The 14,129-nt window shown below is 63.7% G+C and carries 16 protein-coding genes; 15 read left to right on the top strand and 1 reads right to left on the bottom strand.

Annotation, left to right across the window (positions count from 1 at the left end; translation table 11 throughout):
* The first annotated feature begins 137 nt into the window (after positions 1 to 137).
* The 3 genes from HB778_RS09260 to HB778_RS09270 all read left to right on the top strand — a co-directional run bounded on the left by HB778_RS09260 (position 138) and on the right by HB778_RS09270 (position 3,747).
* The gene (locus HB778_RS09260; RefSeq protein ID WP_183463240.1) at positions 138 to 1,691 is read left to right on the top strand and encodes a sugar ABC transporter ATP-binding protein; all 1,554 of its coding nucleotides are present in this window, start codon (positions 138 to 140) and stop codon (positions 1,689 to 1,691) included.
* Positions 1,688 to 2,656: an ABC transporter permease gene (locus HB778_RS09265; RefSeq protein WP_019861267.1), complete on the top strand. Its 969-nt coding sequence runs from the start codon at positions 1,688 to 1,690 to the stop codon at positions 2,654 to 2,656. The genes HB778_RS09260 and HB778_RS09265 overlap by 4 nt, the downstream gene beginning before the upstream one ends.
* A gap of 71 nt (positions 2,657 to 2,727) precedes the next feature.
* Positions 2,728 to 3,747, top strand: coding sequence for a zinc-binding alcohol dehydrogenase family protein (locus HB778_RS09270; protein WP_183463241.1), 1,020 nt, complete (start codon positions 2,728 to 2,730; stop codon positions 3,745 to 3,747).
* A 341-nt stretch (positions 3,748 to 4,088) separates the two neighbouring features.
* On the opposite strand, the gene phnF is transcribed toward HB778_RS09270, so the two are convergent.
* Positions 4,089 to 4,838: a phosphonate metabolism transcriptional regulator PhnF gene (gene phnF / locus HB778_RS09275; RefSeq protein WP_183463243.1), complete on the bottom strand. Its 750-nt coding sequence runs from the start codon at positions 4,836 to 4,838 to the stop codon at positions 4,089 to 4,091.
* A gap of 121 nt (positions 4,839 to 4,959) precedes the next feature.
* On the opposite strand from phnF, the gene phnG reads away from it, so the two are divergent.
* From phnG to phnD, 12 genes are all read left to right on the top strand, one after another.
* Positions 4,960 to 5,421 carry a phosphonate C-P lyase system protein PhnG gene (gene phnG, locus HB778_RS09280; protein WP_027031133.1) on the top strand — a complete coding sequence of 154 codons (462 nt, stop codon included), beginning with the start codon at positions 4,960 to 4,962 and terminating at the stop codon, positions 5,419 to 5,421.
* Positions 5,421 to 6,032, top strand: coding sequence for a phosphonate C-P lyase system protein PhnH (gene phnH / locus HB778_RS09285; protein ID WP_183463246.1), 612 nt, complete (start codon positions 5,421 to 5,423; stop codon positions 6,030 to 6,032). Before phnG ends, phnH begins: the two co-directional genes overlap by 1 nt.
* Before the next feature lies 1 nt (position 6,033).
* Positions 6,034 to 7,146 carry a carbon-phosphorus lyase complex subunit PhnI gene (locus tag HB778_RS09290; protein WP_183463248.1) on the top strand — a complete coding sequence of 371 codons (1,113 nt, stop codon included), beginning with the start codon at positions 6,034 to 6,036 and terminating at the stop codon, positions 7,144 to 7,146.
* Entirely contained in the window at positions 7,143 to 7,562 is a 420-nt protein-coding gene (gene fosX / locus HB778_RS09295; protein WP_183463249.1) for a FosX/FosE/FosI family fosfomycin resistance hydrolase, read from the top strand. Before HB778_RS09290 ends, fosX begins: the two co-directional genes overlap by 4 nt.
* Entirely contained in the window at positions 7,559 to 7,831 is a 273-nt protein-coding gene (locus HB778_RS09300; protein WP_183463251.1) for a hypothetical protein, read from the top strand. Before fosX ends, HB778_RS09300 begins: the two co-directional genes overlap by 4 nt.
* Before the next feature lie 5 nt (positions 7,832 to 7,836).
* On the top strand, positions 7,837 to 8,736 hold the full coding sequence (locus tag HB778_RS09305; RefSeq protein ID WP_183463252.1) for an alpha-D-ribose 1-methylphosphonate 5-phosphate C-P-lyase PhnJ: 900 nt from the start codon (positions 7,837 to 7,839) through the stop codon (positions 8,734 to 8,736).
* The gene (gene phnK / locus HB778_RS09310; RefSeq protein ID WP_013892928.1) at positions 8,733 to 9,509 is read left to right on the top strand and encodes a phosphonate C-P lyase system protein PhnK; all 777 of its coding nucleotides are present in this window, start codon (positions 8,733 to 8,735) and stop codon (positions 9,507 to 9,509) included. The genes HB778_RS09305 and phnK overlap by 4 nt, the downstream gene beginning before the upstream one ends.
* Positions 9,510 to 9,511: 2 nt before the next feature.
* Positions 9,512 to 10,219 (top strand): phosphonate C-P lyase system protein PhnL, encoded by a 708-nt coding sequence (phnL, locus tag HB778_RS09315; RefSeq protein WP_183463254.1) that lies wholly within the window; start codon positions 9,512 to 9,514, stop codon positions 10,217 to 10,219.
* Positions 10,216 to 10,830 (top strand): DapH/DapD/GlmU-related protein, encoded by a 615-nt coding sequence (locus tag HB778_RS09320; RefSeq protein WP_183463256.1) that lies wholly within the window; start codon positions 10,216 to 10,218, stop codon positions 10,828 to 10,830. The genes phnL and HB778_RS09320 overlap by 4 nt, the downstream gene beginning before the upstream one ends.
* Before the next feature lie 482 nt (positions 10,831 to 11,312).
* Complete coding sequence (locus tag HB778_RS09325) at positions 11,313 to 12,023, top strand: DUF1868 domain-containing protein (RefSeq protein WP_183463258.1); 711 nt, start codon at positions 11,313 to 11,315, stop codon at positions 12,021 to 12,023.
* Between the two features lie 132 nt (positions 12,024 to 12,155).
* Entirely contained in the window at positions 12,156 to 13,013 is an 858-nt protein-coding gene (gene phnC, locus HB778_RS09330) for a phosphonate ABC transporter ATP-binding protein (RefSeq protein ID WP_183463260.1), read from the top strand.
* Between the two features lie 102 nt (positions 13,014 to 13,115).
* Positions 13,116 to 14,024, top strand: coding sequence for a phosphonate ABC transporter substrate-binding protein (gene phnD / locus HB778_RS09335; RefSeq protein ID WP_183463262.1), 909 nt, complete (start codon positions 13,116 to 13,118; stop codon positions 14,022 to 14,024).
* The last annotated feature ends 105 nt before the right edge of the window (positions 14,025 to 14,129 follow it).

A 14,129-nucleotide genomic window follows, 5' to 3' on the forward strand; every position in this document is an offset into this window, starting at 1 on the left:
GCCTCGTGCCCCGGAAACGACAGCCATATCGTTTGGAAATCCGCCAGCCTGGGCTAGGTTGCTCTTGCGGGTATTTCAAAGCCTCGCCGCGTGCCAGATCGTGAGACCAATCTGGAGGCCAATCTGGGAGGATTGTCATGACATCGACGGCGCAAGACCTGCACCCTGCCCCCGTGCTGGAGCCGGGCAGAACGATCCTCGAACTGCGCGGCCTCGAGAAGAAATATCCCGGCACCCATGCGCTGAAGCCGGTCACGCTGGCTTTCAAGTCCGGCGAAATCCACGCCATTGTCGGTGAGAACGGTGCCGGCAAATCCACCCTGATCAAGCTTCTGACCGGCGTCATGCCGCGCACCTCCGGCGAGGTCATCTGGGAAGGCAAGCCGGCGGCGCTGGCGACCCCGCACGAGGCGATGGCGCTCGGCATCAATGCCGTGCACCAGGAAGTCGTGCTCTGCCGTCATTTGACCGTTGCCGCCAACATGTTCCTCGGCGAGGAGAATTCGCGCTTCGGCATCCTGCAGCAGCGCGCCATGGTCAAGGAAGCGCAGAAGATCATCGACGATCTCGGCTTCGACCTGCCGGCGCATGTCGTGCTCGGCGACCTCACCATCGGCCAGCAGCAGCTGATCGCCGCCGCCCGCGCCACCGTGCGCGGCACCAAATTCCTGATCTTCGATGAGCCGACCGCCTACCTCACCCGCAAGGAGGCCGACCAGCTCTTCACCCTGATCCGCCGGCTGAAGTCCGAAGGCGTGACCATCATCTACATCAGCCATCGCATGGAGGAAGTCTTCGAGCTGGCCGATCGCGTCTCCGTGCTGCGTGACGGCACGCTGGTCGGCACCCGCAACATCGCCGAGACCAACGACGCCGAACTGGTCAAGCTGATGATCAACCGCTCGATTGAGCAGGTCTATCACAAGGAGCACTTCACGCCTGGCGCCGCGATCGTCGAAGCCAGGAACCTGTCGGGCAAGGGCTTCGAAAATGTCTCGATGACAGTCCGCGCCGGCGAGATCGTCGGGCTTTACGGGCTGATCGGCGCCGGACGCAGCGAGTTCGTCACCACACTCTATGGGCGTCACAAGAAATCGGCCGGCCAGATCCTGTGGGAGGGCAAGCCGGTTCAGATCAATTCCGAGCATGACGCGATCAAGCTCGGCATGGCGCTGGCGCCGGAAAGCCGCCGCGACCAGGGCCTCTGCCTCAATTTGCCGGTCGGCCTCAATCTCAACCTGCCGATCTACAAGCGCATCTCGAACAATCTGTTGATCTCCGGCGCACAGGAAAAGACCCAGGCCGACCGCCAGATCGCCGATCTCCGCATCAAGACGCCGACACGCCATGCGCTGGCCTCCAGCCTGTCGGGCGGCAACCAGCAGAAGATCGTCATCGGCAAATGGCTGGCGCATGGCGCCAAGCTGTTCATCTTCGACGAGCCTACGGTCGGCGTCGATGTTGGCACCAAGGCCGAGATCTACCGCCTGTTCGGCGCGCTGTTGTCGAAGGGCGCCGGCATCATCCTGATCTCGTCCTATCTGCCGGAAGTCTATGAACTGGCCGACACGCTGCATGTGTTCCGCCGTGGCAAGCTGGTGGCGACACACGGATTCCGCACCGCCGATCACGAGGAAATTCTCACACAGGCGCTCGCCGAGAAACAAGAAAAGCTGGGAGGAAAGATATGAGCACCGAGGCGATTCCTGCCGAAAAGCCCAAGCGCAATTACAACGCCCTGTTCGGGCTGACGCTCCTGGCGCTGCTGGTGCTGCTCTGGGTCATCCTGTCGCTGTCGACATCGAGCTTCGCCTCGGCCAACAACATCTCGAACCTTTTGCGTCAGGGTTCGATGATCGCCATCCTGGCGGTCGGCCAGACCTTCGTCATCATCACCGGCGGCATCGATCTGTCGGTCGGCGCCGTGGTCGGCTTTGCCACCGTCATTGCGGCGATGCTGATCAATGCCGGCATACCCGTCTTCCTCGCCATCCTGATCACGCTGCTGGTCGGCGTTGCCATCGGCCTGTTCCATGGCTTCGGCATCGTCAAGATGGGGCTGCCGCCCTTCATCATCACGCTGGCGACGCTGACATCGCTGCGCGGCATCGGCCTTCTGATGACCAACGGCAACTCGATCTCGATCAACAACGATGCCTTCCAGGAGTTCTCGCGCAACTCTTTCCTCGGCGTCCCCAATTTGTTCTGGATGGTCATCCTGGTCGGCATTCCGGCCTATATCTTCCTGCATCACAGCCGCTGGGGCCGCTATCTCTTCTCGGTCGGCTCCAATGCCGAGGCCTCGCGCCTGTCGGGCGTCAATGTCCAGCGCACCATCTACATGGCCTACACGCTGTCGGGCCTGTGCGCGGCTTTTGTCGGCGTGTTGCTCGCCTCGCGCATCGGCATCGGCAACCCGACCCAGGCCGAGGGCTGGGAACTGCAGGCGATCGCGTCTTCGGTCATTGGCGGCACCTCGCTGTTCGGCGCGGTTGGCTCGGTGCACGGACCGCTGCTCGGCGCCTTCATCCTCGCCACCATCAACAACGGCGCCAACCTGCTCAACGTCAACGCCTTCTGGCAGCGCATCATCACCGGCGTGCTGATCATCGTCATCGTCTATTTCGACGGGTTGCGCCGCCGCGGCGGCAAGTGATCACCACCGAGATCGATCGCCGGCCTGTCATGACGGGCCGGCGCTTTTATGAACCTTGACTGGATTGAAGCATGAAAGCCGTCGTCTGCCGCTCGCCCGGCGAGCTTGTCCTGGAAGACCGCCCCGCACCCGGTTCGCCGCCAGCCGGCTGGGCGCTGGTCGCGGTCAGCCATGTCGGCATCTGCGGCACCGACTACCACATTTTCGAGGGCAAGCACCCGTTCCTCGTCTACCCCCGCATCATGGGCCATGAAGTCTCGGGAACGATCGTCGAGACTGGCGAGGGCGTCGATCTTGCCGTCAGCGAACCGGTCGTCATCAACCCCTATCTCTCCTGCGGCAAATGCATCGCCTGTCGGCACGGCAAGCCGAATTGCTGCGTCAGGATCGAAGTGCTCGGCGTGCATCGCGACGGCGCCATGTGCGAACATATCCTTGTGCCGGCACAGAATCTGTATCCGGCCAATGGCCTGTCGCTGGCCGACGCCGCCGCCGTCGAATTCCTGGCCATCGGCGCGCACGCAGTACGTCGTGCCCGCGCCGAGCCCGGTGCCCGCGCGCTGGTCATCGGCGCCGGCCCGATCGGGCTTGGCAACGCTATCTTCGCCCGCATTGCCGGCCTCGACGTAACGCTGCTCGACATGAGCAGTGAACGTCTCGCTTTCGCCGAAAGCGAACTTGGTTTCAGTATCCTCGACGGCTCGCGCGGAGCGGTGCCCGATCTGGTCAAGGAGGCGACATCAGGCGAAGGCTTCGACGTGGTCTTCGACGCCACCGGCAACACCCAGTCGGTGCAATCGGCCTTCGCCCATGTCGCGCATGGCGGCACGCTGGTGCTGGTCAGCGTCGTCAAGGACGACATCGTCTTTTCCGACCCGGAATTCCACAAGCGCGAGATGACGCTGGTCGGCAGCCGCAATGCGCTGAAGGCCGATTTCGACCACGTCGCCGCCTCGATCCGCAACGGCAGCGTGCCGCTGGCAAAACTCGTCACCCACCGCACCACGCTGGCCGGCACGCCGAGCGATCTCGCCCGCTGGGCGCATGAGAAATCTGGCCTGATCAAGGCCGTGATCGAGGTGGGGTCATAACATGGCAGGTGGTGAACCCGGCCCGAATTGACGACGCCCCGCGCAGGTCGACCCCCCACTCCGTCTCGGCTTCGCCGAGCCACCTCTCCCCCGATCGACGGGTTAGAGGAAGGCGCGAGCCTTTTGCCGCCAACGCTCCTCGACCAGACTCCCTCCTTCTCCCGCCGCCAGCGGGCTCCCTTCCTCTCCCTCCGGAGGGGGAGAGGTGGCGCTGCGAAGCAGCGACGGAGTGGGGGAAGCCGGTCCTCATATGAGAAGCCGCTGACAGGCGGGCGCGACCGAGCTGTTCTAACACCAGCGTGGGTCGGATAAATCACGGTCTCGTGTAAAGCTGGCACTCCCTACAGCGCCGACAGCTTCAGCTCGACCCGCTCGGCCGAGAAACGCGTCTCGGAAAACTGGATCGGCTGGCCGTCCGGCGTGACGTTGACGGCCACCGTGACCAGCACGATGGCGCCCGGCTGCAGGTCGAGGTCGGCAAGGTCGGCCGCATCGGCGTGGCGCGCCGACAGCACGGTCGATTGCCGGAGATAGTCGTCTATGCCGAAGCGGGCCAGCGACGCGGTGATTGAGCCCGTCTCAGCCATCGCCTTGTCGATGCCGGCAAAGCGTCTGGCCTCGAACCAGCCGGCAGCGCGCGACACAGCCCGTCCATCGGCCTCGCCGCGTGTCTCCAACCTGATCACCTCGGCGCCCCTGGCCAGGCCAAGCCCCTCGGCGACACGCTGGCTCGCCGGCTCGACCGCAGAGGCGAGCAGCACGATGTGCCGTTCCGAGGTCTGCCCCTGCAGGCCCGTTGAAAAGCGCGTGCGCGCGCCGATCGGATAGGACAGCCGCTTGCGCGACAACACGAAGGTGCCGCGCCCCTGCTCGGCCCGCAGCACGCCTTCCTGCACAAGCGCCGATATGGCGCTGCGCACCGTGTGGCGGTTGACGCCATAGCGCTCGGCCAGTGCCACCTCCGGCGGCAGCGCCGCATTCTCGGCGAAATCGCCGGTGGCGATCGCCTGCAGGATCCTGTCGGCGATCTGCCGCCACAGGGAGACGCCGCTACGTCGTTCGATGCTGTCGGCTTCCTGTCTTCCGATCATGAATCGCCCCCAAGCTTCTACTGTTTGTCATCCACCCGTCATGGACTCGCGTTAGGTAATATGTATAATTTGTATAGTTGTCTATATCAATAGACAAATTTAGCAAAGAGGAATGCTGCCGATGCGAGGACAGGAAGCCCGCGACCAGGCCGAACGCAAGGCCGCCATGGCGACGCTCGCGCAATCGAGCGGTGACGACATCGTCCGGCTCTGGAACGAGGCCGGCCTGCCTTCGCAAGCCGAACTGCTGCGCGGTCCCGAGACCGGGCTGGTGACGCTGCGCGGCCGCATCGGCGGCGGCGGCGCGCCGTTCAATGTCGGCGAGGCGACCGTCACCCGGGCCACCGTCCGGCTGCCGTCCGGACAGGTCGGCCATTGCTACGCGCTTGGCCGCGACAAGCAGAAGGCAAAGCTGGCGGCAATAGCCGACGCGCTGTGGCAGGACCCTGCCCGCCGCGCCGAGGTCGAGGCCAGGCTGATCGCGCCTTTGCGGTCGGCGCTCACGACTGCACATGAAAAACGCCGCGCCGAGACGGCGGCGACAAAGGTGGATTTCTTCACCATGGTTCGCGGAGAAGACTGATGGATATCGCAGCGCAATCGATCGAGGGCGGTTTCGCCGATCCGGTCTTCAACGCCCAGACCGTGTTTCGCGCGGTCATGGATGCGATGGCGCGGCCGGGCAGCGTGCAGCCTCTGCCGGCCCTGGCCCGCCCGCCGGCGCCGCTCTCGGCAACATCAGGCGCCATCGCGCTGGCGCTCTGCGACAACGACACGCCGCTTTGGCTCGACCCGGCCTTGCACGCGTCTGCCGCGGTCATCTCCTGGCTTGGCTTCCACTCTGGCGCGCCGCTGGCCAATACGCCGGCCGATGCGCATTTCGCCTTTGTCGCCACGCCGGCCGAGATGATGGCGCTCGACGGCTTTTCGCAGGGAACGCAGGACTATCCCGACAGGTCGACCACGCTGATCCTCCAGGTCGGCGACCTCACCTCGGGCGTTCCGCTGTTGCTTGAGGGCCCCGGCATCGAAACCAGCGCCACGATCGCGCCGGCGCAGATGCCGCGCCATTTCACTGAGCAGTGGAAGCAGAACAACAAGCGCTTTCCGCGTGGCGTCGACATCATCCTCGCCACGTCGGAAGGCATAGCCTGCCTGCCGCGCACGACGCGCATCAAGACGATGGAGGCGTAAGATGTATGTCGCGGTAAAAGGCGGCGAAGCCGCAATCGCCAACGCCCACAGTCTGCTGGCCGATCGCCGGCGCGGCGACCGTTCGGTACCGGCGCTGCGCCTCGACCAGATCGTCGAGCAGCTGGCGCTCGGCGTCGACCGGGTGATGAGCGAAGGCTCGCTCTACGACCGTGAACTCGCCGCGCTCGCGATCGTCCAGGCCCGCGGAGACATGATCGAGGCGATCTTCCTGGTGCGCGCCTATCGCACCACGCTGCCGCGCTTCGGCTACAGCAAGGCCATCGACACCAGCGCGATGCGGGTCGAACGGCGCGTCTCGGCGACCTACAAGGACCTGCCCGGTGGTCAGCTGCTGGGTCCGACCTTCGACTACACGCATCGCCTGCTCGATCCCGAACTTGCCGCCGGCGCCGATGTCGCCGAACCCTTGCAGCGCGAGACGGAAGCGCAGGCCATGCCGCGCGTCTCGGCGATCCTTGCCCGCGAAGGCCTTATCGAGCCGGATGGCGAGATGCCGCAGGACCATGTCCCCGGCGACATCACCCGCGAGCCGCTGGAATTCCCGATGGCGCGCGACATCCGCCTGCAGGCGCTGTCACGCGGCGATGAGGGTTTCTTGCTGGCGCTCGGCTATTCCACCCAGCGCGGCTATGCCCGCAACCATCCCTTTGTCGGCGAAATCCGCATCGGCGAGGTCGAGCTGGAACTCGATGTCCCCGAACTGCCCTTCGCCGCCCCCCTCGGCACGGTGCGGGTCACCGAATGCCAGATGGTCAACCAGTTCAAGGGCTCGGCCAAGGCGCCGCCGCAATTCACCCGCGGCTACGGCCTCGTCTTCGGTCAGAGTGAGCGCAAGGCGATGGCCATGGCGCTGTGCGACCGCGCGCTGCGCGCCTCCGAGCTCGGCGAGGACATTGTCGCCGCCGCCCAGGACGAGGAATTCGTGATCTCGCATTCTGACAATGTCCAGGCGACCGGTTTTGTCGAGCATCTGAAGCTGCCGCACTATGTCGACTTCCAGGCCGAACTCGATCTGGTGCGCCGTATGCGCGCCGAGTACGAAGCCCGCGAAAACCCCGCGAAGGTCGAAGAAAAGCGGGAGGCGGCGGAATGATCGAAGGCCTGTCCCACATGACCTTCATCGTGCGCGATCTAGACCGGATGACTGCCATCCTCGAGGGCGTCTTCGACGCGCGCGAGGTCTATGCCAGCGACGCCGCGCAGTTCTCGCTGGAGCGCGAAAAATTCTTCCTGATCGGCGACATCTGGATCGCCATCATGCAGGGCGAGAAGCTGCCGGAGCGCAGCTACAACCACATCGCCTTCAAGATCGATGGCGCCGATTTCGACCGCTACGCCGAACGCGTCGGCAGACTAGGCCTCGACATGCGCCCGCCACGCCCACGTGTCGAGGGTGAAGGTCGCTCGATCTATTTCTACGACGACGACAACCACATGTTCGAACTGCACACCGGCACGCTCACCGAGCGGCTGGCGCGCTATGCCAAGGGATTGGAGGCTGCGCAATGAACTTAGTGCCCGCCCCCATGGCCGCCACCGTCGTGGGAATGACCGCCATAGCTATCATACCCGGAGTAGTCACCATTGCCGATGCCTATGGACTCACCGTGAGAGCCCCCTTTTGGCGCGGGAAGAATCATGCGCCGAAGGAAAAAGAGAACGACGCCGGCGAACACCAGCAGCACAATTCCGAGATGCATCCATCCGGTCGAGTTCATCTGAATTCGCCCCTGTTTCCGCGTCCTGGACGCCAATTCAATAGCACAAAGCGGATGTGATCGCCATGACCGACATCGCCACCTACAACTTCGCCTATCTCGACGAGCAGACCAAAAGGATGATCCGCCGCGCGATCCTCAAGGGCATCGCCATCCCCGGCTATCAGGTGCCCTTCGCCTCGCGCGAAATGCCGATGCCCTATGGCTGGGGCACCGGCGGCGTCCAGGTCACCGCCTCGATCATCGGCCCAGACGATGTGCTGAAGGTCATCGACCAGGGCGCCGACGACACCACAAACGCGGTCTCCATCCGTGCCTTCTTCAAGAAGGTCGCCAATGTCGCTGTCACCACCGACACCGCCAGCGCCACCATCATCCAAACCCGCCACCGCATCCCCGAACACCCGCTCACCGCGGGCCAGGTGCTGGTCTACCAGGTGCCGATCCCCGAGCCGCTGCGCTTCCTCGAGCCGCGCGAGACCGAAACGCGCAAGATGCATGCGCTGGAGGAATACGGCCTCATGCATGTGAAGCTCTACGAGGACATCGCCAAGCACGGCCGCATCGCCACCACCTATGCCTATCCGGTGAAGGTCGAGGGCCGCTATGTGATGGATCCCTCGCCGACACCGAAATTCGACAATCCCAAGATGCACCGGTCACCGGCCTTGCAGCTGTTCGGCGCCGGCCGCGAGAAGCGCATCTACGCGGTGCCGCCCTTCACCGAAGTCGTCAGCCTCGACTTCGAGGATCATCCGTTCGAGGTGCAGACCTTCGATCAACCCTGCGCGCTGTGCGCGGCCGAGAACGTCTATCTCGACGAGGTCATCCTCGACGACCATGGCGGCCACATGTTCGTCTGCTCCGACACCGACCATTGCGAAAAGCGGCGGGCCGACGGCCATCGCGGTCATCTTGCCCCGGAAACCCATTCTGTCTCGGAAAAAATGGAGCCGGCACAATGACCGACGAACCGCTGCTGCGCGTCTCGGCGCTCTCCAAATTCTACGGCTCGCGCGTCGGCTGCGACAACGTCTCCTTCGACCTGTGGCCGGGCGAAGTCCTGGCCGTCGTCGGCGAATCCGGCTCTGGCAAGACGACGCTGCTGAACTGCCTGTCGACGCGACTGCTGCCTTCGTCGGGCACCGCCAGCTACCGCATGCGCGACGGCCAGTTCCGCGAGCTCTACCGCATGAGCGAGGCCGAGCGCCGCTTCCTGATGCGCACCGACTGGGGCTTTGTCCATCAGAACCCAGCCGACGGCCTGCGCATGACCGTGTCGGCCGGCGCCAATGTCGGCGAACGGCTGATGGCGGTAGGCGACCGCCACTACGGCAAGATCCGCGCCACGGCGGTCGACTGGCTGTCGCGCGTCGAGATCGAGCAAGACCGCATCGACGACGAGCCGCGCGCCTTTTCCGGCGGCATGCGCCAGCGCCTGCAGATCGCCCGCAACCTCGTCACCGGCCCACGGCTGGTGTTCATGGATGAGCCGACCGGCGGCCTCGACGTCTCGGTGCAGGCGCGCCTGCTCGACCTTTTGCGCGGACTGGTCACCGACCTCGGTCTGGCGGCAATCGTCGTCACCCACGACCTCGCCGTCGCACGGCTTCTGTCGCAGCGCATGATGGTGATGAAAGACGGCCGAGTCGTCGAAAGCGGCCTCACCGACCGCGTGCTCGACGACCCGCGCGCGCCCTACACGCAGCTTCTCGTTTCCTCGATCCTCCAGGTGTAACCATGCCGACGCCACTCGTTGTTTCCGACGTCGCCAAGAGCTTCACCATGCATCTGCGCGATGGCATCAAACTGCCTGTCGTCGCCGGTGTCTCGTTCTCGATCAAGGCAGGCGAATGCACTGTGCTCGGCGGCCCGTCCGGCGCCGGCAAGAGCTCGATCCTGAAAATGCTCTACGGCAACTATGCCGTCGACGAGGGCCAGATCATCGTCAGGCACGAGGATGGGCTGATCGATCTCGCCCATGCCAGTCCGCGCACAGTGCTTGCCGTACGCCGGCAAACGATCGGCTATGTCAGCCAGTTCCTGCGCACCGTGCCGCGCGTCTCGGCGCTGGATGTCGTCGCCGAGCCGCTGGTCGAGCGCGGCGAGGAGCGCGAGACAGCCAGAGGCAAGGCGCGCGCCCTGCTGGCGCAGCTCCATTTGCCGGAAAAGCTCTGGGCACTGCCGCCGGCGACCTTCTCCGGCGGCGAACAGCAGCGCGTCAACATCGCACGCGGCTTCATCACCGAGCACCCGATCCTGCTGCTCGACGAACCGACCGCCTCGCTCGATGCCACCAACCGCGACGTTGTGATCGCACTCATCGCCGCCAAGAAGGCGGCAGGCGTCGCTCTGCTTGGCATCTTCCACGACCATGATGTGCGCGAGGCGGTGGCCGACCGCATCATCGACGTCACCGCTTTTGCTCCGGGAAAACTCGCCGCATGACCATGAAATTGTCGGAGACGCCGCTGGTTCACCCAACGGCGGAGGTGCACAATTCGACGCTCGGCCGCTGGACCGAAATCGCCGAGCGCAGCCGGGTCTCGGAAAGCGAACTCGGCGACTATTCCTACATGATGCAGGACTGCGCCGTCTGGTGCGCGACGATCGGCAAGTTTGCCAACATTGCCGCCGCGGTGCGCCTCAATGCCACCAACCACCCGACCTGGCGGCCGACGCTGCACCACTTCACCTACCGCGCCTCGGACTATTGGGACGACGCCGAACACGAGAGCGAGTTCTTCGCCCAGCGCCGCGCCAAGCGCGTCACCATCGGCCACGACACCTGGCTCGGCCACGGCTCGACCGTCCTGCCCGGCGTCACTGTCGGCGATGGTGCCGCGGTCGGTGCCGGCGCGGTGGTCTCGAAGGATGTCGCGCCCTACACCATCGTCGCCGGCGTACCGGCCAAACTGATCCGCGAACGCTTCGACCGCCGCACCGCCGAACGCTACCAGGCGCTTGCCTGGTGGGACTGGGACCATGCCAGGCTGCGTGCTTGCCTAGAGGACTTCCGTGAGCTGTCCGCCGAGGCGTTTCTGGAGAAGCATGGTTGACGCGAATGGTGTTTTCATCGGACTAATAGTCACCCAACCCAGTGCCATGGAGCATATGTGACCTTTATTGTCGTAATACCTCTTTTCATTGGACTTGGGTTGGTCGCGTTGGGAATTCTGGTGATTAAGCTTGCAGCTAAGCGTTGGAGGCAATCCGATGTTGGCTCTTCAGTAACGCTGATGATACTAGGTTGTATTTTGTTGACGGCGGCAATAGCCCCGCTCTATATGCTGTGGGTCCTTGCGCAACTTACAGGTAAGCCAGGCTGACAAGCTAAGGCTAGGAAAGCACGACAATTTGGAGGAGCGAGGTAGACCAGCGTCTTCGCATTGCAATAGATGGGCACGATACCTTTTACTGACGAGTGTCGCTTGTGTTGGCATGTCTTGCTCGCGGCTCGATATATGGTTTTGAACATTCGACAATTTCACATCCTTGACACATGACTCGGACAGGACGCCATCTCCCCAAGGAGATCGCCATGCTCGACACTGTCACACCCTCACTCGCCGGGTTCTTTGCCGGCTCCAATCCGATGCCGCCGACGCATCTCGGCACGCGCTACGACACCTCAGGCAATTTTCTGACCGAGCCCGGCAACACCGTCGTCAGCCATCTCGTCAGCGGTTCGCCGTCCGAGGCTGTGGTGCTTGCGGCGCGCGACAAGATGCTGGCGATGCCCGACGCCGACCGGCTCGCCTTCACGCCCGTTTCCAGCCTGCACATGACGCTGTTCCAGGGCATCATCGAATATCGCCGCCGCTTGCCCTACTGGCCGCAGGACGTGCCGCTCGACACCAGCATCGATGCGATGACCCGGCTCTATCTGGAACGGCTGAAAGGTTTCGAGGGCCTTGGCCCGTTCAACATCAAGGTGGTCGAAATCGTGCCGACCGGCCTTGCCGTGGCCGGCGCGACCGACGAGGACGTGCGCATCATGCGTCAATGGCGCGATGCGCTGGCGGTGCCGTTCGGCTACCGGCACCCCGATCACGACGCTTATGTCTTCCACATCACCTTCGCCTATCAGATCCAGCGTCTGGCAGACGACAGGGCAGCGGCATGGCAGGCGCTGTTCGACGATAGCCTCGCCCTTTTCGCAAGGCAGGCGCCGGTGATCGAGATCAAGGCGCCCGCCTTCTGCGCCTTCCGCGACATGAAGCATTTCGAGGAATTGCTGGTGCTCGGCTGAATGCCTGCAAAGCGTGCCGGCTGTCGCGCCTGTGGAGCGTAACAAAACTGACATGGTGGCGACACGGCAGGTTCATGTGGCTGCGCTAGGCGAATGCCTGACGATCAATAAGGTCCGGACTGGAACCTGCTCATGTCAGCAAGCTCTGCCACGCTCGAAATCCGCGGTGTCAGCCGACGATTTGGCAAGAACACCGCCGTCAGCGACGTCAACATCTCGATCCCGCAGGGTCAGATGGTCGGCGTCATCGGCCGTTCGGGCGCCGGCAAATCGACCCTTCTTCGCATGATCAACCGTCTTGTCGACCCCAGCCAGGGGTCGATTTTTTTTGACGGCGCCGAGGTCTCCCAGCTGCGTGGCTCACCGCTGCGGCGATGGCAGCGCGACTGCGCCATGATCTTCCAGCAGTTCAACCTGGTGCCGCGCCTCGACGTGCTGACCAATGTGCTGCTTGGCAAACTGAACCACCGTTCGACCCTGTCCAACCTGCTCGGCATGTTCTCGCGCGCCGAATGCGCCGAGGCCGTCGCCGCGCTCGAGCGGCTCGACATCGCCCGCACCGCACTTCAGCCCGCCGGCACCTTGTCCGGCGGACAGCAGCAACGCGTCGCCATCGCCCGTGCCCTGATGCAGCAGCCCAAGGTGATCCTCGCCGACGAGCCGATCGCCTCGCTCGACCCGCTCAACGCCAAGGTGGTGATGGATTCGCTGCAGGACATCAATCTGCGCGAAGGCATCACCGTCGTCACCAATCTGCATACGCTGGATACCGCCCGCGCCTATTGCAACCGCATTATCGGCATGGCCGCCGGCAAGGTCGTCTTCGATGGCCCGCCCGAAGAACTCAATCGCGAGGCCGTTCGCCTCGTCTACGGCGCCGACAGCAATGGCGCAGAGATATCGGAGACCATCACCTCCACAAGCGTTGCCTTCAAGCAAAAGATCGCTGCATCCGCCGGACCGCTCGAACCTGCATTCCCAGGTTACTGAGTTCAAGAAAGAGCGGCTCGGATCGTCCGCCCACGTCAAGGGCACTTGTCAAGATCAAGAACGCTGCCGGCGCGGGGCCGGAACTTACAGGAGAGACATCAAATGTTCAGGAAGATGGTTTTCAGTGCCGTTTCGGTGCTCGCCATGGCGACCAGCATGGCCCACGCCGCCGATCTGAAGGAATTCCGCGTCGGCATCCTCGGCGGTGAAAACGAAACCGACCGGCTGCGCAACTACCAGTGCCTGGCCGACCATCTGAAGGCCGAATTCGGCTTCGAAAAGGTCTCGCTGTTCCCCGCCGCCGATTATGACGGCGTCATCCAGGGCCTGCTCGGCGGCACGCTCGACTTCGCCGAACTCGGCGCTTCGGGCTATGCCAGCGTCTATCTTAAGGATCCGAAGGCTGTCACCCCGATCCTCACCACCAAGCAGACCGATGGTTCCACCGGTTACTATTCGATCGGCCTGGCTCTGAAGACCTCGGGCATCACCGACATCAAGTCGGCCAAGGGCAAAAAGCTCGGCTATGCCGATCCGGATTCGACCTCCGGCTACCTGATCCCGCTGACGCAGATTCCGAAGACCACCGGCGCCTCGAACGAAGCCTTCTTCGCTTCGACGCAGTTCAATGGCGGCCACGAGAACAACATCCTGGCCGTGCGCGACGGCAAGGTCGATGTCGCGGTGGATGATTCCTCCGGCATCGGCGACTTCAAGAACGGTTACACCTCCGGCACCTTCCACAAGGAAGTCGCCAAGGGCGCCGTCGACCCCAATGACTTCGTCGAAGTCTGGCGTTCGGGCCTGATCCCGAACGGCCCGCTGGTCGTGCGCACCGCGCTCGGCGACGACATGACCGCCAAGCTTGCCAACTTCTTCACGCAGCTGCCGCAGAAGGACAAGGCTTGCTTCGAAGGCGTCGAAGGCGGTGATTTCACCGGCTACGTCCCAGTGAAGCCCGACTTCTACAGCGTCATCGTCGAAGCCCGTAAGGCAGCCATCGGCGGCTAACGGCGAAATCGGAAAGGGCGGTGTCTGAAAACACCGCCCTTTTTGCATCTCCGATCATGACCCTTTCCGTGACAGCCGCTCCTTTGACAGCCCCTTCTGGCGCCA

The organism is Mesorhizobium huakuii, assembly GCF_014189455.1.
GTDB classification, from domain to species: Bacteria; Pseudomonadota; Alphaproteobacteria; order Rhizobiales; family Rhizobiaceae; genus Mesorhizobium; species Mesorhizobium huakuii_A.

What these genes read in the sequence shown, in the direction of transcription:
- HB778_RS09290 (WP_183463248.1), top strand. Translation starts at nt 6,034, where the DNA reads ATGTATGTCGCGGTAAAAGGCGGCGAAGCCGCAATCGCCAACGCCCAC.
- phnD (WP_183463262.1), top strand. Translation starts at nt 13,116, where the DNA reads ATGTTCAGGAAGATGGTTTTCAGTGCCGTTTCGGTGCTCGCCATGGCG.
- HB778_RS09325 (WP_183463258.1), top strand. Translation starts at nt 11,313, where the DNA reads ATGCTCGACACTGTCACACCCTCACTCGCCGGGTTCTTTGCCGGCTCC.
- phnH (WP_183463246.1), top strand. Translation starts at nt 5,421, where the DNA reads ATGGATATCGCAGCGCAATCGATCGAGGGCGGTTTCGCCGATCCGGTC.
- phnG (WP_027031133.1), top strand. Translation starts at nt 4,960, where the DNA reads ATGCGAGGACAGGAAGCCCGCGACCAGGCCGAACGCAAGGCCGCCATG.
- HB778_RS09270 (WP_183463241.1), top strand. Translation starts at nt 2,728, where the DNA reads ATGAAAGCCGTCGTCTGCCGCTCGCCCGGCGAGCTTGTCCTGGAAGAC.
- HB778_RS09305 (WP_183463252.1), top strand. Translation starts at nt 7,837, where the DNA reads ATGACCGACATCGCCACCTACAACTTCGCCTATCTCGACGAGCAGACC.
- phnC (WP_183463260.1), top strand. Translation starts at nt 12,156, where the DNA reads ATGTCAGCAAGCTCTGCCACGCTCGAAATCCGCGGTGTCAGCCGACGA.
- phnK (WP_013892928.1), top strand. Translation starts at nt 8,733, where the DNA reads ATGACCGACGAACCGCTGCTGCGCGTCTCGGCGCTCTCCAAATTCTAC.
- HB778_RS09265 (WP_019861267.1), top strand. Translation starts at nt 1,688, where the DNA reads ATGAGCACCGAGGCGATTCCTGCCGAAAAGCCCAAGCGCAATTACAAC.
- fosX (WP_183463249.1), top strand. Translation starts at nt 7,143, where the DNA reads ATGATCGAAGGCCTGTCCCACATGACCTTCATCGTGCGCGATCTAGAC.
- phnF (WP_183463243.1), bottom strand. Translation starts at nt 4,838, where the DNA reads ATGATCGGAAGACAGGAAGCCGACAGCATCGAACGACGTAGCGGCGTC.
- HB778_RS09260 (WP_183463240.1), top strand. Translation starts at nt 138, where the DNA reads ATGACATCGACGGCGCAAGACCTGCACCCTGCCCCCGTGCTGGAGCCG.
- HB778_RS09300 (WP_183463251.1), top strand. Translation starts at nt 7,559, where the DNA reads ATGAACTTAGTGCCCGCCCCCATGGCCGCCACCGTCGTGGGAATGACC.
- HB778_RS09320 (WP_183463256.1), top strand. Translation starts at nt 10,216, where the DNA reads ATGACCATGAAATTGTCGGAGACGCCGCTGGTTCACCCAACGGCGGAG.
- phnL (WP_183463254.1), top strand. Translation starts at nt 9,512, where the DNA reads ATGCCGACGCCACTCGTTGTTTCCGACGTCGCCAAGAGCTTCACCATG.